Raw genomic sequence first — 17,508 nt, forward strand, 5'->3', positions numbered from 1 at the left:
TGATAGGCTTCTCGAAGTCCGCTACCGGAGCCTTTCGCTCGGGGCGGACGAGCCTCCACAACGTCCACCATCGCGTGCCATGATGTGCGCGCGCCGACACAGGAGACAGCGCTGCTATCCCACGCTCTTCCCCTGTCCCTCTCCGCTGCGGTTGACACCGTCGCGGCGGGGAGCAGCAAGGCCGCCGAGTTCCATGGTCCGTCGATCAACGAGTTCTTCCCGGATGCGATCTTCTTCGCCGGGACGCCGTTCGAGATCGATCGGCTCGTCCTCATCCGTTTCTTCGCCGTCGCCGTGCTCCTGGTGTTCGCGTTCGTGGGCACCCGTGCACTGAAGCTGGTGCCGAACCGCGGTCAGGCGTTCATCGAGTACGCGTTCGACGTCGTCCGTCGCAACACCTTCGACAACCTCGGAGAGAAGGACGGCAAGCGCTTCCTGCCGCTCCTGGCGACGATCTTCTTCGGCGTGCTCTTCATGAACCTGACCGGTCTGGTCCCGTTCATGAACCTCGCGGGAACCAGCCGCATCGCGATGCCGATGATCCTGGCGATCGTCGCGTACCTCGCCTTCATCTACGCCGGCCTCCGCAAGCACCCGGGCACGTTCCTCAAGAACTCGCTCTTCCCGCCCGGGGTGCCGTGGCCGCTGTACATCATCGTGACGCCGATCGAGCTCGTCTCCACCTTCGTGCTCCGTCCCGTCACCCTGACGCTGCGACTCCTGATGAACATGGTCGTGGGGCACCTGCTCCTCGTGCTGTTCTTCTCGGCCACGCAGTTCTTCTTCTTCGACGCTTCGCTCGGCTTCAAGGCCTTCGGCGTCGGGACCATCGCGTTCGGCATCGCGTTCAGCTTCTTCGAGGTCCTCGTCGCGCTGCTGCAGGCCTACGTCTTCATGCTCCTCACCGCCGTCTACATCCAGCTGGCGCTGGCTGACGAGCACTGATTCCTCACTGACCCCCTACGGGACCGGCGACCGTCGGACCCGCACCTCGAAAGGAAAACACGTGGACGCAACGACCGTTCTCGCGGAGATCAACGGCAACATCGCGACGGTTGGCTACGGCCTCGCAGCGATCGGCCCGGCCATCGGTGTCGGCATCGTCGTCGGTAAGACGATCGAGTCCGTCGCTCGCCAGCCCGAGCTCCAGGGCCGCCTGACGACCCTCATGTACATCGGTATCGCCTTCACCGAGGCCCTGGCCTTCATCGGTATCGCCACGTACTTCATCTTCACCAACTAAGGTTCCTCGATGCAGAACGCACTCATCATCGCGGCGGAGGAAGCGCACAATCCGCTGATCCCGCCGGTGTACGACATCGTGTGGTCGGCGCTCGCCTTCGTCATCATCTTCCTGGTGATGTGGCGTGTCGTCACGCCGCGCATCACGAAGATGCTCGATGAGCGCACCGAGGCCATCGAGGGCGGCATCAAGAAGGCCGAGGCCGCTCAGGAGCAGGCCGCTGCTGCGCTCGACGAGTACAACAAGCAGCTCGCTGACGCACGTGCCGAGGCTTCGCGCATCCGTGAGCAGGCCCGCGCCGACGCCACGGCGATCGGCAACGAGGTCCGCGAGCAGGCGGCCGCCGATGCAGCACGCATCACGGCCAACGCCCAGGCGCAGATCGAGGCCGAGCGCCAGAGCGCCGTCCAGGCACTCCGGTCCGAAGTGGGCACCCTCGCGCTGGACCTCGCGTCCGGTGTGATCGGTGAGTCGCTCAAGGACGACGCCAAGTCGACCGCAGTGGTCGACCGCTTCCTCGCCGACCTCGAGGCCTCGCAGGCCACGAAGACGGGGGAGCACTGAGCATGCGCAGCGCTACCAGAGAAGCACTCGCGTCCACCAGGGCGGTGCTGTCGGACCTCGGTCCGAGCGCCGGCCTGGCCGCGGGTGCCGAGATCCTCGCCTCCGGGCGTGCGATCGCCGGTGCGCCGCAGCTGCTCGGGCTGCTGTCCGACCCCACGGCCGACGCGGCCGGCAAGAAGGTCCTCATCGACCGTGTCTTCGCCGGACAGTCGGATGCGACGCGTGCGGTCCTGACCGCGGTGGCCGGCTCGCGCTGGTCCTCGCAGCAGGACCTGCTCGCGGGCATCGAGGACGCGGGCATCCGCGCCGTCGCCGCCACCGCGGGTCCGGACTCGTCGATCGAGTCGGAGCTGTTCGCCTTCGAGACCGCCGTCCGCTCGGACGCCGGCCTCGAGCTGGCGCTCGGCACCAAGCTCGGCAGCCCCGAGCAGAAGGGCGCGCTCGTCGAGCGCCTCCTCGGTGCCAAGGCCTCGGAGCAGACGATCACGATCGTGTCGGCCCTGGTGCAGCAGCCCCGCGGCCGCCGCATCGGTGAGATCGTCCGCGACGCCTCGCGCATCGTGGCCGAGCAGGCCGGCAAGCTCGTCGCGACCGTCGTCACGGCGACGCCACTGACCCCCGCCCAGTCGGCCCGCGTCACGCGCGGTCTGTCCGAGCGGTACGGCAAGGACATCAGCATCAACCAGGTCGTCGACCCCACGGTCGTCGGCGGGGTCCGGGTGCAGATCGGCGGCGACGTCATCGACGGCACCGTGTCCACGCGACTCTCGGAGCTCCGGCTCCAGCTCGCCGGCTAGGCGTACGGTCGAAGCCGCTCCTCCCCAAGTCCACAACGGGAACTGCCGAGTCCGGCAGCGTCACCCTCTCGGAGCCGAAGGGCCCCGGAAAACCACAAGGAAAATCCCATGGCAGACATCACCATCAGCCCCGATGAGATCCGTGATGCCCTGAAGGACTTCGTCTCGAACTACGAGCCGACGAAGGCCTCCACGGCCGAGGTCGGGCACGTCACCGACGCCGGTGACGGCATCGCCCACGTCGAGGGTCTCCCCGGCGTCATGGCCAACGAGCTCATCCGCTTCGCGGACGGCACGCTCGGCCTGGCGCAGAACCTCGACGAAGACGAGATCGGCGCCATCGTGCTCGGCGAGTTCGGCGGCATCGAGGAGGGCATGGAGGTCACCCGCACGGGTGAGGTCCTCTCCGCCCCCGTCGGCGACGCCTTCCTCGGTCGCGTCGTCGACCCGCTCGGCGCCCCGATCGACGGTCTCGGCGAGATCGCCGCAGAGGGCCGTCGTGCCCTCGAGCTCCAGGCTCCCGGCGTCATGGCCCGCAAGTCGGTCCACCAGCCGCTGCAGACCGGCATCAAGGCCATCGACGCGATGATCCCCGTCGGCCGTGGTCAGCGTCAGCTGATCATCGGCGACCGCCAGACCGGCAAGACGGCCATCGCGATCGACACGATCATCAACCAGAAGGCCAACTGGGAGTCCGGCGACGAGGAGAAGCAGGTTCGCTGCATCTACGTCGCCATCGGTCAGAAGGGCTCCACGATCGCCTCCGTCAAGGGTGCGCTCGAGGACGCCGGTGCGATGGAGTACACCACCATCGTCGCCGCTCCGGCCTCCGACCCGGCCGGCTTCAAGTACCTCGCCCCGTACACCGGTTCGGCCATCGGCCAGCACTGGATGTACCAGGGCAAGCACGTCCTCATCATCTTCGATGACCTGTCGAAGCAGGCCGAGGCCTACCGTGCGGTGTCGCTCCTCCTGCGTCGTCCGCCGGGCCGCGAGGCCTACCCGGGTGACGTCTTCTACCTGCACTCCCGTCTGCTGGAGCGTTGCGCGAAGCTGTCCGACGAGCTCGGCGCCGGTTCGATGACGGGTCTCCCGATCATCGAGACCAAGGCGAACGACGTCTCGGCGTACATCCCGACCAACGTCATCTCCATCACCGACGGCCAGATCTTCCTGCAGTCGGACCTCTTCAACGCGAACCAGCGTCCGGCCGTCGACGTGGGCATCTCGGTGTCCCGCGTCGGTGGTGACGCCCAGGTGAAGTCGATCAAGAAGGTCTCCGGCACGCTGAAGCTCGAGCTGGCGCAGTACCGCTCGCTCGAGGCGTTCGCGATGTTCGCGTCCGACCTCGACCAGGCGTCGCGTCGTCAGCTGGAGCGCGGTGCGCGTCTGACCGAGCTCCTCAAGCAGCCGCAGTACTCGCCGTACCCGGTCGAGGAGCAGGTCGTCTCGATCTGGGCCGGCACGAACGGCAAGCTCGACACCGTCCCGGTGCCGGACGTGCTCCGCTTCGAGTCCGAACTGCTCGACCACCTGCGTCGCAACTCCGACGTCCTCACGACGCTGCGCGAGACGAACCAGCTCAGCGACGAGACCGTCGCCGAGATGGACAAGCAGATCGACGAGTTCACGAAGAGCTTCCAGACGAGCGACGGCAAGACCCTCGGCTCCGAGCAGTTCGACGCGGCTGACGCCGAGGACGTCGACCAGGAGCAGATCGTCAAGGGTCGTCGCTAGATGGCAGCGCAGGTCCGGGTCTACCGCCAGCGGATCAAGTCGGCGAAGACCACGAAGAAGGTCACCCGCGCCATGGAGCTGATCTCGGCGTCGCGGATCCAGAAGGCGCAGGCCCGTATGGCTGCGTCCGGTCCGTACTCGCGGGCCGTCACGCGTGCGGTGTCGGCCGTGGCGACGTTCTCGAACGTCGACCATGTGCTGACCACCGAGCCGGAGTCGTCGACCCGTGCAGCCGTCGTGCTCTTCACCTCGGACCGCGGCCTGAACGGCGCGTTCAGCACGAACGTCCTCAAGCAGGGCGAGGAGCTCGCCTCCCTGCTCCGCAGCGAGGGCAAGGACGTCGTCTACTACCTGGTCGGCCGCAAGTCCGTCGGGTACTTCGCGTTCCGCGAGCGTCCGTCCGAGCAGCAGTGGGTCGGGAACACCGACCAGCCGGAGTTCTCGACGGCCAAGGAGATCGGCGACGCCGTCGTGGCGAAGTTCCTCCAGGACACCGCTGACGGCGGCGTGGACGAGATCCACATTGTGTTCAACCGGTTCATCAGCCTTGCGACCCAGGAGCCGCAGGTCGTTCGCCTGCTGCCCCTCGAGGTCGTCGAGGGCATCGACGAGCCCGAGGGCAACGAGCCCCTGCCGCTCTACGAGTTCGAGCCGGACGCCGATGCGGTGCTCGACTCGCTGCTCCCGGTCTACATCGAGAGCCGCATCTTCAACGCCATGCTGCAGTCGGCTGCTTCCGAGCACGCCGCGCGTCAGAAGGCGATGAAGGCGGCCAGCGACAACGCCGACTCGCTGATCCGTGACTTCACCCGACTCGCGAACAACGCGCGTCAGGCGGAGATCACCCAGCAGATCTCCGAGATCGTCGGCGGCGCCGACGCCCTCTCGTCGAAGAAGAAGTAGTCCGCGTCGTTCGCGGACAGATACCCACCCTCAGGAAGGCACCAGCCATGACCGACACCGCAACCACCGCGGTCGAGACGTCGTCGGCGCCCGGTGTCGGCCGGATCGCCCGTGTCACGGGCCCCGTCGTCGACATCGAGTTCCCCCACGACGCAATCCCGGAGATGTACAACCTCCTGTTCACGACCATCACCATCGGTGACTCGTCGCAGGAGATCGGCCTCGAGGTCGCGCAGCACCTGGGCGACGACCTCGTCCGTGCCATCTCCCTGAAGCCGACCGACGGCCTGGTCCGTGGCCAGGAGGTCCGTGACTCGGGCGCTCCGATCTCGGTCCCCGTCGGCGACGTCACCAAGGGCAAGGTCTTCGACGTCCTCGGGAACGTGCTCAACACGGACGAGAAGCTCGAGATCACCGAGCGCTGGCCGATCCACCGCAAGGCCCCGGCCTTCGACCAGCTCGAGTCCAAGACCTCGATGTTCGAGACCGGCATCAAGTCCATCGACCTCCTCACCCCGTACGTGCAGGGTGGCAAGATCGGCCTCTTCGGTGGTGCGGGCGTCGGCAAGACCGTCCTCATCCAGGAGATGATCCAGCGCGTCGCGCAGGACCACGGCGGTGTGTCGGTGTTCGCCGGTGTCGGTGAGCGCACCCGTGAGGGCAACGACCTCATCGGTGAGATGGAAGAGGCGGGTGTCTTCGACAAGACGGCCCTCGTGTTCGGCCAGATGGACGAGCCGCCGGGAACGCGTCTCCGCGTGGCCCTGTCGGCGCTGACGATGGCGGAGTACTTCCGCGATGTCCAGAAGCAGGACGTGCTCCTCTTCATCGACAACATCTTCCGCTTCACGCAGGCCGGCTCCGAGGTCTCGACGCTGCTCGGCCGCATGCCGTCCGCCGTGGGTTACCAGCCCAACCTCGCCGACGAGATGGGTGTGCTCCAGGAGCGCATCACTTCGACGCGTGGCCACTCGATCACCTCGCTGCAGGCGATCTACGTGCCGGCTGACGACTACACCGACCCGGCTCCGGCCACCACGTTCGCGCACCTCGACGCGACGACCGAGCTCTCCCGTGAGATCGCATCGCAGGGTCTGTACCCCGCGATCGACCCGCTGGCGTCGACGTCGCGGATCATGGACCCGCGCTACCTGGGTGCCGACCACTACGAGACGGCCACGCGCGTCAAGCAGATCCTCCAGAAGAACAAGGAACTGCAGGAGATCATCGCCATCCTCGGTGTCGACGAGCTCTCCGAAGAGGACAAGATCACGGTCGAGCGCGCTCGTCGTATCCAGCAGTTCCTCTCGCAGAACACCTACATGGCGAAGAAGTTCACGGGTGTCGAGGGCTCCACGGTGCCGCTCAAGGACACCATCGAGTCCTTCCGCGCCATCGCCGACGGCGAGTTCGACCACGTTGCGACCCAGGCGTTCTTCAACGTCGGTGGCATCAACGACGTGGAAGAGAAGTGGGCTCAGATCCAGAAGGAGAACCGCTGACATGGCGGGTCTCAGCGTGAGCGTCGTCTCGGCGGACCGTGAGGTCTGGTCGGGCGACACCACCATGGTCGTCGCACGGACGACAGAGGGCCAGATCGGCATCCTCGCCGGACACGAGCCGATGCTCGCGATCCTGGCGCAGGGTCAGGTCCGCATCACGCGGGCCGATGGGTCGACCGTCGCGGTCGACGCCGAGGACGGCTTCCTGTCGGTCGAGCACGACACGGTGACGATCGTCGCGCGGCAGGCCGCGCTGGCGTCCTGACCGGACTGACCGTCCTGCTCCCGCCTTCGGAGACGAAGCGGGAGGGCGGGGACACGAGCCGCACGCTCGATCTGCGTGCACTCTCGTTCCCGGAACTGGCCGATGAGCGGGCCGCGGTGATCACCGCGGCCCGCTTCGTCAGTTCCGAGGAGTCCTCGGCCAGGACGGCGCTCAAGCTCGGTCCGAAGTCGATCGCCGAGCGGCTCCGGAACCTCGAGCTCGACACCTCGGGCACCATGCCCGCGATCGAGCGGTACACCGGGGTCCTCTACGACCCGTTGGGCGCGCAGGACGCGGATGCTGCGACCCGCGCGTGGTGGGCGGAACACGTGGTCGTGCAGTCCGCGATGTTCGGCCCCATCGGTGCCGGTGACCCGATCCCGGCGTACCGGCTCTCACACGACTCGCGGCTCGGCTCGATCCGGTTGGCCGCGCACTGGCCCGCGGTGTCGACCCGTTCCCTGCTGACCCGTGCGGACGGCCTGGTGCTCGACCTGAGGTCCGAGGGGTACCGGCAGCTCGGTCCCGTGCCCGGAGCGGTGGCACCACGGGTGGTGAGTGTCGACGGCTCCGGTCGTCGTCGTGCGCTGAACCACTGGAACAAGACCGCGAAGGGTCGCCTGGTGGCGCTGCTCGCCCGCACCGGCGCGAGCATCGGCAGCATGGACGACCTGGTCGGTTGGGCGGCCGCGAACAACGTGGTCGTCGAGCGCAACGAGGGCGGCTGGGACCTGGTCGCCGAGAGCCTGGAGCCCGTCGCCGCCTGAGCGGGTGCCGGGTCGGCTCGTCCTCCACAGGCGTGAGCGAGGTCGCTCCTGTCCACAGATGGTCGGGGCGACCCTGCCTGGAGGCTCCCAGCACGTTTCGATGGCGTGCATGATCCCTCTCACGGCACAGTCCGGCCTCGGCTCCGCAGTCCGTTTCCCTCGCGAGATCGCCGCGGCGGTCACCCTCCCCGCCGCGGCGGCCGCGCTGGTCGCGCCCGGTCGCGCCGACCTGTCGACGGCAGCTGCGACGGCCGTGGTGACCGCGTGCGGCGCACTCGCGCCCCGGATGGCCCTGGTGCCGTTCATCGCGGCGCAGGGCACACCGGACCCCCGGTCGATCCGGGTGTTCGACCCCTTCGCGGACGCGACACCGCCGGCGCTCCACGGTTTCGGCCCGGCTCCCGATCGGGCCCGCGTGCGGGTCGCCGGTGACCGGTGCGCCGACGCGTGGCGGGTGTGGCGGGCGCAGGACGGCCCCTTCGACGGATCGTCGGGTGCCGCCGGTGCCCTGTCGCTCGGCGCCTGGTGTGCGTGGGCGCTCGGGTCGTGGGCCCGGGCGGAGACGCGTGCCCGGTACGCCCTCGAGACCCGCGCGGACGACCCGCTCGCGGGGCTCGTCCTGCGCTCGGTCGTCGCGGGCAGCGGGCCGTCGTGGGAGCGTCGATGACGTGGGGTCGACCGGATCGTCTACGGTGGGGGAGACCACACTGGGAGGGCTCCGGTTGTACGACGACGACATCGAGGACACCGTCATCCGGCGACCCCGACGATCGCTGGGCGACCGGACGGCGGACGCCGTCGACGACACCGTCATCCGGCGCGCAGGTCAGGTCGTCCCGGGAGCCGGTCCCGACTCCGACTCCGACCCCGGTTCCGACGACGGGGTCCTCGGTGACACGGTCATCCGGCCCGCGGCCGAGGCAACCGACCAGCCACCCGCAGCGGTGGATGACGTCGATCCGGAGGACACCGTCGTCCGGGTGCCGGCGCGACCAGGTGCCGGGCCGAGCCCGCTCGTGGGTGCCGCTCCGGGCCTCCCGGCCGTCCCGGAGGCGCCCGCCGCGCCCACGGCACGCGTGCCCTCGATCCGCATCGGCGACCGCACCTTCCGGCTCGACCACCCGGTGGTCATCGGCCGACGGCCGTCGCTGCCGCGGGTCACCCGTGGCCCGCAGCCCGAACTCGTGACCGTGCGGTCGGCGTACGGGCAGGTGTCGTCGTCGCACGTCCGGATGCACGCCGAGGGCGAAGCCGTCGTCGTGCAGGACCTCCGGTCCACCAACGGGACCGTCGTCCGCCCGGCCGGGGCACCCGCCTACCGCATGGCGTCGGGTGCGTCGATCGTCGCGCTGACGGGTACGGTAGTCGAGATCGGTGACGGCAACGCCATCGAGGTCCTCTCGCCGTACCTCCGGGTCGCACCGACGGCAGAGGGGCTGCCTCCGGTTCCCCCGTGGCCCTCCGATCAGACAGCACACGGCACGCCCCGACCCACCAGAGAGCGATCCTGACACGTGACCGAACTCGGCCGAGCAGCCACTGCGCACGCCATCGACGTCCCCGGTGCCGACGGCGCCACCCTGACACTCTCGTGGGGAGCCGCGACCGACGTCGGTCGGCGGCGTGACCACAACGAGGACAGCTACATCGTGGGCGCGCCGTTCTTCGTCGTCGCCGACGGCATGGGCGGACACCTCGCGGGCGACCGTGCAAGTGACGCGGTCGTGCGTCGGCTCGAGCAGGTGACGGCCGAACCGTTCACCACGCGTCAGGGCATCCAGCGTGCGCTGCTCCTCGCGACCGCCGACATCGAGCGTGCAGCCGGCGGCAACGCCATCGGCGCGGGCACCACCGTCACCGGGATCGCGCTCGTGGCCTCGCTCGGGCAGCCCGCGGCGCTCGTGTTCAACGTCGGTGACTCCCGCACCTACCGCATCGAGGACGGCGTGCTCCGCCGCGTCACCGTCGACCACTCGGTGGTGCAGGAGATGGTGGACGCCGGCCTGCTGCGTGCCGAGGACGCCGAGCAGCACCCGGACAGCAACGTCATCACGCGTGCGGTCGGCTTCGGCGAACCGCCGGCACCGGACTGGTGGACCCTGCCCCTGCGGGCCGGTGACCGCTACATCGTCTGCTCCGACGGGCTGACCAAGGAGCTCGGCGACGCCGGCATCGCGCGCATCGCGGCACGCGAGCCCGGCGCGCAGGACCTGGCGGAGCGCCTCGTCGGCGACGCCGTCGTGGCCGGCGGTCGTGACAACGTCACCGTGGTGGTGCTGCAGGTCGATGCCGCACCGGACGACGGCGACCTCGAGGACACGCTGCCGCGCCACTAGCTGGCCCCCGAACTGGGGGAACACGTCGAGCTGTGGGGGATCGGCGTGCGGAATGTCGGTCACCCACGCTTCGTACAATGACATGGCCACGTCGAGAGAGCTGGCCGCTCGGCCGGGGGAGGAGAGGACCATGGCGAGACGCCTGCCGTCCAACCCGCCCGTGATCGGCGGTTTCAGTCCCGTGCATGTCCTCGGGTCCGGTGGCTTCGCCGACGTCTTCCTCTACGAGCAGGACATGCCCCGACGACAGGTCGCGGTGAAGGTGCTGCTGGACGAGGTCGTCGACGACCGCGTCCGGCAGATGTTCCAGGCCGAGGCCAACCTGATGGCCCGGCTCAGCACGCACCCGTCGATCCTCACCGTCCTCCAGGCCAGCGTCGCCGCCGACGGCCGGCCCTACCTGGTCATGGAGCTCTGCTCCTCGTCCCTCAGTGAGCGCTACCGCCGCGAACCGATCCCGGTGTCCGAGGTGCTGTCGATCGGCATCCGCATCGGGTCGGCGCTCGAGACCGCACACCGCGAGGGCGTGCTGCACCGCGACATCAAGCCGTCGAACATCCTGCTGACGGCCTACGGCAACCCCGTGCTCTCCGACTTCGGCATCGCCGCGACGATCGGGGGTACTGACCCCGACGAGCCGATCGGCATGTCGATCCCGTGGTCCGCGCCCGAGGTCCTGATCGACGAGTCGCGCGGCACGATCCAGTCCGAGGTGTACTCCCTCGCGGCGACCGTGTACTCGCTCCTCGCTGGGCGCAGCCCGTTCGAGGTCCGCGGTGGCAAGAACGGTGCGAACGACCTGATGCACCGGATCGACAAGGGCGGCGTGAAGCCCACCGGTCGCACCGACGTGCCGCCCTCGCTGGAGCGCCTGCTCGCCTCGGCGCTGTCCCGCAAGCCGCAGGGCCGCCCCGCGACGGTGATCGAACTCGTCCGCGGCTTCCAGCAGGTCGAGGCCGAGCTCGGCATCCCGCAGACGTCCGCCGACGTCGCGGTCGAGGCCTGGGCGATCTCGACGCCGACCCCGCACGGTGAGCGCACCGTGATCCGTGAGCTGCAGCCGCCCACCCGGGTCGGCGGACGTCGTCGCACCCGCCGTGCGGTGCAGGGTGGGGTCGTGGCCGGGGGTTCGCACAGCGTCGGCACCGTGCACCGCACCGGGTCCGTGACGCGTGCCCGGCGCCGGACCCGTTCGACCCTGGTCTGGGCGACGTCCCTGGCCGTCGTCGTGGTCGCCGCACTGGCGATCGCCACGGTCGTCGTCGTCGGTCGGCTCGGCGCCGGGGCGATCCCGGTCGTGGCCGAGGTCCGTGCCGAGCCGTCGCCGCAGTCCGTGTCCTTCAGCTGGACCGACCCGGGGCTGCGCAGCGGCGACACGTACGTCATCTCGTCCAACGGGTCTTCGAGCCAGCAGACCGGCACGACGTTCGTCGTCTCCGGTGAACGCGGCGACGAGGAGTGCATCGCCGTCGCCGTGAACCGCGACGGCAAGACGGGTGCCGCGAGCGCGCAGAAGTGCGCGACGATCGGGAGCGCCGGGTGATCCGCGCCCTCCTCGCGAAGCACCGCTCCGCCGCCGTGACGACCGGTGCCTCGGTGCTCGTCGCCGCCGTCGTCGCGACCACCGCCATCGTCTCCACCGGGTACCACACGCAACGCGTCGACCTCGGCGACGGCACGGTCTGGGTGCCCTCGGCCGAGTACGGCGCGGTCGGCCGGGCGAACACCGGCATCCTGCAGCTCAACACCGCCGTCGAGACGGCCAGCGACGACCTGTCCGTGCTGCAGCGCGGCTCCACCGTCTACAGCGTGGACGAGACGAAGGGCACGGTCGCCCGGGTCGACGTCGCCGACGCCACCGTGGGTGATGCGATCACGCTGCCGGCGGGGACGCCGCAGGTCTTCTTCGCGGGCGACACCGCGGTCATCGGCAACGCCGACACGGGCGAGCTCTGGGCGACCCCCGCGAACGACCTCGCCGAGTTCGACGCGTCGGCCAAGGCAGACCTGACCCTGGGCGCCGACACCGTCTTCGACGCCTCCGACGGCCACGTCGCAGTCTACTCCGCGAAGACCGGGACGGCGTCGCTGGTCGACGTCGGCACGACACTCACCGTCGCCGAACGGTGGAAGGTCGACATGGACCGCGGCGACGACTTCCAGGTCGCCACGTTCGACGGGCACCTCGCCGTGCTCGACCGGACGAGCGGTGCCCTGTCGGTCGACGGCCGCACCGTCGAACTCGGCGACCGGGTGGGGTCGTCGCCGGCCCTCCAGCGGTCCTCCGACAGCACGGCCCAGGTGACGGTCGCGGGCACGGCGGGCCTGGTCCGCGTCAGCGCCTCCGGCACCGTGGACGCCACCGCGCTCCAGGTGGCCGGACGAGCCGCGCGGCCCTACGTCGACGGCTCCTGCACGTACGCGGCGTGGGCGGGCGGACAGGCGATCGACACGTGTGACGGCAACGCGCTGCAGCGGCTGGCGAGCACCGGCGGCACGAGCGAACTGCAGATCCTGCACAACGGCGACACCGTCGTCGCCAACGACCCGACGAGCGGCCGTTCCTGGGCGATCGACCGGAGCGGGCAGCTCATCGACAACTGGGCCGACCTGATCAAGCAGGACGACGAGCAGCAGCAGGAGCAGGTCTCCGACGACGACCCCGAGGTCGACAAGGACCAGAAGCCGCCGGTGGCGGTGGACGACGAACTGGGCGCTCGTCCGGGACGCACCACGAGCCTCCCGGTCCTGCTGAACGACTACGACCCGAACGGTGACCCGATCATCGTGAGCGAGGTCGGCGCCATCTCGAAGTCCGCCGGCCGCGTCGCGATCGTCGGCGACGGCCAACGCCTGCAGGTCACGCTGTCGTCGCGCGCCACCGGGACCGTGACGTTCCCGTACACGATCACCGACGGCAACGGCGGATCGGACACCGCGACCGTCCGGATCAGTGTGCGCCCCGACAGTCAGAACGAGGCGCCGCGGCAGGTCCGTGACACCTCGGCCGACGTCGTCCAGAACGGGCACGTCGTCTCGAACGTCCTCGGCGACTGGGTCGACCCGGACGGCGACCCGGTGTACCTGGAGTCGGCGACCGCGTCGAACGGTGACCGGGTGTCCACCACACCGGACGGCCTGCTCGACTTCCGGAACGACAGCGGCCGGACCGGTGAGCGCTCCGTGCAGCTGGTCGTGAGCGACGGTCGCGCCGACGGTCGGGGTGCCGTGACGGTCCGGGTCGCCAAGCAGGGCACCGTCCCGCTGCGCGCCGATCCGTTCCCGGTGTCCGGGTACGCCGGCAAGGCCTTCACGGTCGAGCCGCTCGACCACGTGCGCGGTGGCAACGGCACCGTGACGCTGACGAGCGTGTCGTCGGCGTCCGGGCTCACCGTCACCCCGAGCTACGACGCCGGGACCTTCCGGGTGCAGGGGGAGCGGGCGGGCGACCACCAGCTCGAATACACGGTGACCGACGGCGTGAAGACCTCGAGCGGCATCGTCCGGGTGACCGTCCTCGCGCCACCGGACGCCTCGACGGCGCCGATCACCACGCCGAAGACGGTGTTCGTGAACACCCTGTCCACCAAGGACACGGACGTCACCGCGACCGACATCGACCCGGCGGGCGGGGTGCTGCTCGTGACGGCGCTCGACGGACCCCCACGGGGCAGCGGTGTGCAGGCGAGCATCCTCGACCAGCACACGGTCCGTGTCACGCTCACGGCACCCCTCGACGGGCCGGTCTCGTTCGGGTACACGGAGACGAACGGCCTGGCGTCGTCACCCGGCACGATCACGGTCGTCGAGATCCCGAAGCCCGACCGCATCCAGCCCCCGGTCGCCCAGCCGGACAGCGCCACCGTCCGTGTCGGCGACGTCGCGAACATCGACGTGCTCGACAACGACACCCAGCCCGAGGGCGAGCCGTTGACGCTGCAGCCCGAACTGGTGCAGAACGTCCCCGGTGACGGCGGCCTGCTGTTCGTCTCCGGCGACCACCTGCGGTACCTCGCCCCGAAGACGCCGGGCAACTACACCGCCGTCTACCGGGTCGCCGGCCCGGACGGCCAGTACGCCGACGCCGCGGTGTCGATCTCGGTGCGCGAACGCGACGCCGCCACGAACAACCCGCCCGTCCCGCAGACCGTCACCGCGCGCGTCGTCGCCGGGTCGTCGGTGCGTGTCAGCGTGCCGTTGAACGGGATCGACCCGGACGGCGACTCCGTCCAGCTGGTCGGCGTGGGCTCCAACCCCGACAAGGGGTCGGTCTCGGACGTCGCCTCGGACGCCCTGACCTACGAGGCGGGCGACTACTCGGCCGGCACCGACGAGTTCACCTACACCGTCGTCGACGCCCTCGGGGCCCGCGCCACCGGCACCGTACGGGTCGGCATCGCACCCCGCGCCGAGCAGGCCTCGAACCCCGTGGCCGAGGCCGACCACGTCACGATCCGCCCCGGTGGGTCGGTGACGGTGCGCGTCCTGCAGAACGACTCCGACCCGGAAGGCGGGCAGCTGACCGTCGCGCAGGCCGAGCCGACGGCCGAGGACGTCACCGCCAAGGTCCTCCGGAAGCAGCAGATCCGCGTCACGCCTCCGGAGTCGGCGAAGAGCGGTGACTTCGCAGTGCTCTACACCGTCGCGAACAGCAGCGGGGGGTCGAGCACGGCCTTCCTCACGGTGACCGTCGACCCCGACGCCCAGCCGCTCCGGCCCGAGGTCGACGACACGACCCTCGACCTGCAGGACATCCTGCACCGGCAGAGCGTGACCGTCGACGTGCTCGACAACGTCTTCTTCGCCGAGGGCACCGCGGCCGACCTCCGGGTCGGGGTCGTCCCCGGCTACGGCGACACCGCGACGCCCACCGACGACGGCCGCATCACCGTCCGGTTGACCGACGACTCGCAGGTGATCCCGTTCTCGGTCGCCCGGGCCGACCACCCGGACATCGTCTCCTACGGCTTCATCAACGTGCCGGGCTTCGACGATGCCCTGCCCCAGATCAACCGCAGCGCCGGTGCGGTCACGGTGAAGAGCGAGGCCACCGTCCGCATCCCGCTGCAGGACTTCGTCGTGACGGCGAACGGCGAGACCGCGAAGATCACCGACCGCGGCACGGTCAAGGCCACCCACGCCAACGGGCAGAGTCTGGTGGTGGACTCGTCGACGCTGCAGTTCACGTCGTCGAAGCTCTACTACGGCAAGGCGTCGATCTCGTTCGAGGTCACCGACGGGTCGTCGGCGAACGGCGGCAAGGGCCGCGTCGCCACGCTCGTGCTCCCGATCACGGTCACGCCCCGGTCGAACCAGCCGCCGGCGTTCACGGGATCCTCGGTCGAGATGCAGCCGGGCGAGACGCGCAAGATCGACCTGACGAAGCTGACCGACTACCCGTACCCCAGGGACCTGCCCGAGCTCCGGTACTCGATCGTCGGTCGGCCCGCCGCGGGGACGACCGCGTCGATCGCGAAGCAGCAGCTCACGATCTCGGTCGCCGACACCGCGAAGAAGAACACCACCGCGTCGATCGGGATCGGTGTCGCGGACGACGCCAACACCGGTCGCGCCGGCACCGTCACCGTCGGCGTCGTCGCCTCCACCCGTCCGGTGGTCCAGCCCGGTGCGGACCGGTCGGTGACGAAGCGCGGGGCGACCACCACCATCGACGTGCTCACGAACGACCAGCCGACCAACCCGTTCCCGGGTGAGCGGTTGCGAGTCGTGAACATCCGGGGTCTTTCCGGCGGGCTGCCGAGCGGCGTCACCGTCACACCGAGTGGTGACCGCACGCGCCTGCAGGTCTCGGTCGCCGACACCGCGAAGCCCGGCGACGCCCACCTGCAGTACCAGGTGGCGGACGCGACGAACGACCCTGACCGGTACGTCTGGGGCGACGTCACCATCTCGGTGCAGGACGTCCCGGACGCTCCGGGTGCACCCACCCGCACCGGCTCGTACGACGGCGGTCAGGTCACGCTCACGTGGTCGACCCCGCAGGGCAACAACTCGCCCATCACGGGCTACCGGGTCGTCGGGACCAACGGCGTCTCGAAGAACTGCGGGACCGCGACGGTGTGCACGCTGACCGGACTCGACCCGAAGGCGTCGTACCGGTTCCAGGTCGTCGCGACCAACGCGATCGGTGACTCGAAGCCGTCGTCCCGCTCGGGTCCGATGAGTGCGGACTTCGTGCCGGCGCCCCCGAAGGGCATCACGGTCACGCCGAGCAAGGCGACACCGAACCAGCTCGACGTCAAGTGGGGCAAGGTGTCCGCGCCGAACAACGGCAGCGCGGTCGACGACTACATCGTCACGATCGAGGGCCCCGGGCTGTCGAGCACGCGGCACACCGGCACCGCCACGAACACGTCGTTCACCGGCGCCCAGAGCGCTGCCCAGTACAAGGTCACCGTGTCCGCTCGCAACGACGCCGACCGCAACGGCACCGTCGTGCAGTGGAACTCCGCGTCCGCCACCGGCAGTGCCGTCGGGACACCGGGCAAGCCGACGAACCTCCAGGCGGTCGCCGGGGACCAGGCGGACTCGTCCGGCCGGTCGACGGTGACGGTGAGCTGGAGCGCCGGCGACGCCGCCGGCGGGACCGGCCTGCGGTACGCCGTGTTCCGATCCGGCAACGTGGACTGTGCTGCTCCGCCCTCGAACTCGCTCGGTAGTTCGAGTCCGACGCGCGACTCGGGCGTCGGCGGTGGCTCGACCCGGTACGCGGTGACCGTGACCAACGGCTACTTCTGCAACGTCGAGTACGTCGACGCCGTGACCTACGAGCGGCCGTCCGGCACCGGCAGGCCCTCGGTCGACGTCGTCCCCGCCGGCACGAACCTCTGGAACGTGAGCGTCACCGCCTCGTCGAGGCCCGCACACCACTACCAGCTCGAGACCGGCGGGCAGCCGATCACGCTGCAGCCGGGCCAGACCTGGACGGGTGTGCCAGGGTCCGGCGCCCGGAACGTCTCGGCACCGTTGACCGTCCGCGCCTGCGGTGGCCCGGGGAGCAGCTTCTGCTCGTCCGATGCCGACTCGTGGACGGGGAACGCCACGGCGCTCGACGCGAACCTCTCGGTGGCGACTGCTCAACAGGGCCAGCCGATCGCCGTGACGGGGCCGAGCGGCAGCGGGATCACGGTGCGGTTCACGGCGTACTGGTACGCCAGCGACGACGGCAACGGCTTCCCCACGACGTCGAGCTGGGACGCTGGTGGGACTCCTCCGGAGCCACCCTTCTTCGCCAAGTCCGTCAAGGTGCGCGCGTACGTCACCGCGACCGACGGATCGGGTTCGACCCAGGCGGGTGAAGCAACCGACGCCTTCCCGGTCGCAGCGGCACCCGAACCGGAGCAGCCCGCCCCCGAGCCTGTATCTTATACACA

At 69.8% G+C, this 17,508-nt stretch carries 14 protein-coding genes; all 14 read left to right on the forward strand.

Annotated elements, in window-relative coordinates; all coding sequences use genetic code 11:
• The first annotated feature begins 84 nt into the window (after positions 1–84).
• A complete protein-coding gene (gene atpB, locus DEJ05_RS13380) occupies positions 85–945 on the forward strand; it encodes a F0F1 ATP synthase subunit A (protein WP_241660362.1) in 861 nt (286 codons plus the stop codon).
• Positions 946–1,006: 61 nt separating this feature from the next.
• On the forward strand, positions 1,007–1,243 hold the full coding sequence (gene atpE / locus DEJ05_RS13385) for an ATP synthase F0 subunit C (protein WP_027465781.1): 237 nt from the start codon (positions 1,007–1,009) through the stop codon (positions 1,241–1,243).
• Positions 1,244–1,252: 9 nt separating this feature from the next.
• Positions 1,253–1,807, forward strand: a complete 555-nt coding sequence (locus DEJ05_RS13390; protein WP_110859012.1) for a F0F1 ATP synthase subunit B — start codon at positions 1,253–1,255, stop codon at positions 1,805–1,807.
• Between the two features lie 2 nt (positions 1,808–1,809).
• Positions 1,810–2,604 carry a F0F1 ATP synthase subunit delta gene (locus tag DEJ05_RS13395; protein WP_027465779.1) on the forward strand — a complete coding sequence of 265 codons (795 nt, stop codon included), beginning with the start codon at positions 1,810–1,812 and terminating at the stop codon, positions 2,602–2,604.
• Positions 2,605–2,712: 108 nt separating this feature from the next.
• Positions 2,713–4,341, forward strand: coding sequence for a F0F1 ATP synthase subunit alpha (atpA, locus tag DEJ05_RS13400; RefSeq protein ID WP_027465778.1), 1,629 nt, complete (start codon positions 2,713–2,715; stop codon positions 4,339–4,341).
• Complete coding sequence (locus DEJ05_RS13405; protein WP_027465777.1) at positions 4,342–5,244, forward strand: F0F1 ATP synthase subunit gamma; 903 nt, start codon at positions 4,342–4,344, stop codon at positions 5,242–5,244.
• Between the two features lie 47 nt (positions 5,245–5,291).
• On the forward strand, positions 5,292–6,746 hold the full coding sequence (gene atpD / locus DEJ05_RS13410) for a F0F1 ATP synthase subunit beta (protein WP_017885744.1): 1,455 nt from the start codon (positions 5,292–5,294) through the stop codon (positions 6,744–6,746).
• Position 6,747: 1 nt separating this feature from the next.
• Positions 6,748–7,011, forward strand: a complete 264-nt coding sequence (locus DEJ05_RS13415) for a F0F1 ATP synthase subunit epsilon (protein WP_027465776.1) — start codon at positions 6,748–6,750, stop codon at positions 7,009–7,011.
• Positions 7,012–7,025: 14 nt separating this feature from the next.
• Entirely contained in the window at positions 7,026–7,778 is a 753-nt protein-coding gene (locus tag DEJ05_RS13420; RefSeq protein ID WP_258376159.1) for a YaaA family protein, read from the forward strand.
• Positions 7,779–7,887: 109 nt separating this feature from the next.
• The gene (locus DEJ05_RS13425) at positions 7,888–8,445 is read left to right on the forward strand and encodes a hypothetical protein (protein WP_111110646.1); all 558 of its coding nucleotides are present in this window, start codon (positions 7,888–7,890) and stop codon (positions 8,443–8,445) included.
• Positions 8,446–8,470: 25 nt separating this feature from the next.
• Positions 8,471–9,289 carry an FHA domain-containing protein gene (locus DEJ05_RS13430; protein ID WP_146245110.1) on the forward strand — a complete coding sequence of 273 codons (819 nt, stop codon included), beginning with the start codon at positions 8,471–8,473 and terminating at the stop codon, positions 9,287–9,289.
• 3 nt (positions 9,290–9,292) lie between these two features.
• A complete protein-coding gene (locus DEJ05_RS13435) occupies positions 9,293–10,114 on the forward strand; it encodes a PP2C family serine/threonine-protein phosphatase (RefSeq protein ID WP_017885739.1) in 822 nt (273 codons plus the stop codon).
• A gap of 130 nt (positions 10,115–10,244) precedes the next feature.
• Positions 10,245–11,657, forward strand: a complete 1,413-nt coding sequence (locus DEJ05_RS13440) for a serine/threonine-protein kinase (RefSeq protein ID WP_111110648.1) — start codon at positions 10,245–10,247, stop codon at positions 11,655–11,657.
• The coding region (locus DEJ05_RS13445) for an Ig-like domain-containing protein (RefSeq protein ID WP_146245111.1) at positions 11,654–17,508 on the forward strand (5,855 nt) is incomplete at its 3' end. The genes DEJ05_RS13440 and DEJ05_RS13445, both read left to right, overlap by 4 nt.

The organism is Curtobacterium sp. MCLR17_045 (assembly GCF_003234405.1).
GTDB lineage: Bacteria > Actinomycetota > Actinomycetes > Actinomycetales > Microbacteriaceae > Curtobacterium > Curtobacterium flaccumfaciens.

Excerpts from the sequence above, each read along its gene's own strand:
- DEJ05_RS13415 (WP_027465776.1), top strand. The coding sequence starts at position 6,748 with ATGGCGGGTCTCAGCGTGAGCGTCGTCTCGGCGGACCGTGAGGTCTGG.
- DEJ05_RS13440 (WP_111110648.1), top strand. The coding sequence starts at position 10,245 with ATGGCGAGACGCCTGCCGTCCAACCCGCCCGTGATCGGCGGTTTCAGT.
- DEJ05_RS13395 (WP_027465779.1), top strand. The coding sequence starts at position 1,810 with ATGCGCAGCGCTACCAGAGAAGCACTCGCGTCCACCAGGGCGGTGCTG.
- atpA (WP_027465778.1), top strand. The coding sequence starts at position 2,713 with ATGGCAGACATCACCATCAGCCCCGATGAGATCCGTGATGCCCTGAAG.
- atpD (WP_017885744.1), top strand. The coding sequence starts at position 5,292 with ATGACCGACACCGCAACCACCGCGGTCGAGACGTCGTCGGCGCCCGGT.
- DEJ05_RS13390 (WP_110859012.1), top strand. The coding sequence starts at position 1,253 with ATGCAGAACGCACTCATCATCGCGGCGGAGGAAGCGCACAATCCGCTG.
- DEJ05_RS13425 (WP_111110646.1), top strand. The coding sequence starts at position 7,888 with ATGATCCCTCTCACGGCACAGTCCGGCCTCGGCTCCGCAGTCCGTTTC.
- DEJ05_RS13405 (WP_027465777.1), top strand. The coding sequence starts at position 4,342 with ATGGCAGCGCAGGTCCGGGTCTACCGCCAGCGGATCAAGTCGGCGAAG.